We start from the raw sequence: 1,962 nt of genomic DNA on the forward strand, positions 1-1,962 counted from the left end.
GACCATCTCGTCGAACTCGGCTGCGTAGGTGGGCAGAAGGGTCGACAATTGGGCAACCGAGATCACCAACGCGACCACAAGAGTTCCGAGCACCGACCACACCGTCAGCACCGCCACTACGAGTGCGACCGGACCCGGAACACCTTTGCGCTGCAACCATTTTGGAAACGGTCTTACCACCACAGTCAACATGAGGGCCAGCAGAACCGGTCCGAGGACTTCGGCGAACGCTTTCATCCCGGCGACGGCGACAACCAATGCAGCAGCGCCGAGTAGCACGATAACGCCCCTCGGCAGCGCCCATATCGGCGCCACGGATTGCACCCGCGGGAGTTGCCTTTTCGTCACGATCCCACCTATCTCGTCGAACACCGTGTTTGCCGTGTCGAACCATGCGCCCGGTGCGACACGGGTATTTCATCCGGCCTGGGTGAGATTCACCCCGGCTGGATGAAAGCGCCGACCCCGGCCCGGTCGAGTCTCGACGACGACACGCACTCCATCCGAGAAGGGACCGTCATGACCTCACAAACCGAAGGAAGCGTCGATCGCCATCCAGTTCGTCAGGGTTTCGCCGGCGGCACTACGTTTGCTGCCGCTCTGTTGCTGCTCACCGCCGCGATCGTGACGCTGTTGCAAGGCATCGCCGCGGTTGCCGGCGATGACCTCCTCGTCGTCGGCTACGCCTATACCTACGAGTTCGACCTGACCACCTGGGGCTGGATCCACATCGTTGTGGGAATCCTGCTCGCCGCGATCGCCATCGGGCTGTTCAGCGGCGCGACGTGGGCACGAGCAGGCGCGGTCACAATCGCAGCCGTGTCCATCGTCGCGAACTTCCTGTGGCTTCCCTACTACCCCCTGTGGTCCATCCTCATCATCGCGCTCGATATCGTCGTCATCTGGGCCGTGGTGACATGGGAATCACGTGCCTACTGAAAGTGGCGAGAACGAGCCATTAGTTTCGAATTCCACTATATTCGCGGTAGCGATGATTTCCGGTGCGCTACTTCTCGCACTGTTCGTCGCATTGCTTCTTCTCTGAACTACTGAAAGCTGCAACGAGTCCCTTATTTCCAGTCAATTCCATCCACCGCCGCTTATTTCGTATCGAAGATTGCAAGACACGTCTAATTTCCGCCCAAGTGGTCTATGGTGACAGACGGTTTACCAAGCGTCGAATGTCGATCCGGTCGGAGGGTGGATACATATCGATGGTTGCTCACGAAGACGTTCGCGTTGCCATTCATCGCGGTCGGCATGTTTCCCCAACGGTGACCTCTCGGTACACCGTCGAACGAGAGTGCCTGTACGACAAGATCGATGCGCTCCTCCCAGACCCCGGCCCCACCCGGATAGTCTCGATAGCTGCGCCCGCGGGTTCGGGCAAAACTGTTCTACTCTCCCGCTGGTGTCAACGCCTGCACGCGGCGGGCGGTTGGTCGGTGGCCTGGATCACCGTGGACGACTCCGACAACGACGTGGAGGTACTGTTCACGGCGGTCGTCGCGGCGCTTGCTGCTGCCACCGGCGACCCCGTCCTGGCCTCGGGGGCGGAGGCACTCCTTGCATCTCCTGGCTTCTGCCGGTCCAGCACGGATACGAGTGCGCTCATCAGCGATCTCCTGGACCATTCGTCCCGCGTGTGTCTGGTTATGGACGATGCGCACCTACTCCACGACGCCAGGGCCATCGAGCAACTCGCGAGACTGTTCCGCTGGGCGCCCATGTCGTGCCGTCTCATTCTCGCGGGCCGGTTCGAGCCGCCACTGCTTCTCACGCGATGCCGGGTCGAGGGAAGTGTCACCGAGATAGTGCCGAGACAGATGAACATGACTACGACGGAGGCGCGAGAGCTGCTGTCGCGCCGTAGTTTCGAGGTGGACGACAACGTCCTGACTGCGTTGATGATCAAGACCGAGGGGTGGGCTGCGGGCCTCCAACTCGCAGCTCTCACCGCAC

At 61.1% G+C, this 1,962-nt stretch carries 3 protein-coding genes; 2 read left to right on the forward strand and 1 reads right to left on the reverse strand.

Annotated features, from left to right (window positions below; translation table 11 throughout):
• The coding region (locus tag WBQ44_RS10225) for an AI-2E family transporter (protein ID WP_495566576.1) at positions 1-348 on the reverse strand (348 nt) is incomplete at its 3' end.
• Between the two features lie 171 nt (positions 349-519).
• Between WBQ44_RS10225 and WBQ44_RS10230 the strand changes: the two genes are divergently transcribed.
• Positions 520-939 (forward strand): DUF7144 family membrane protein, encoded by a 420-nt coding sequence (locus WBQ44_RS10230; protein ID WP_495566577.1) that lies wholly within the window; start codon positions 520-522, stop codon positions 937-939.
• Positions 940-1,214: 275 nt separating this feature from the next.
• A partial coding sequence (locus WBQ44_RS10235) for a P-loop NTPase (RefSeq protein ID WP_495566578.1) occupies positions 1,215-1,962 on the forward strand: 748 nt, incomplete at its 3' end.

The sequence above is a fragment of the Rhodococcus sp. (in: high G+C Gram-positive bacteria) genome, assembly GCF_049591685.1.
Lineage (GTDB): Bacteria > Actinomycetota > Actinomycetes > Mycobacteriales > Mycobacteriaceae > Rhodococcoides.

Excerpts from the sequence above, each read along its gene's own strand:
- WBQ44_RS10230 (WP_495566577.1), top strand. The coding sequence starts at position 520 with ATGACCTCACAAACCGAAGGAAGCGTCGATCGCCATCCAGTTCGTCAG.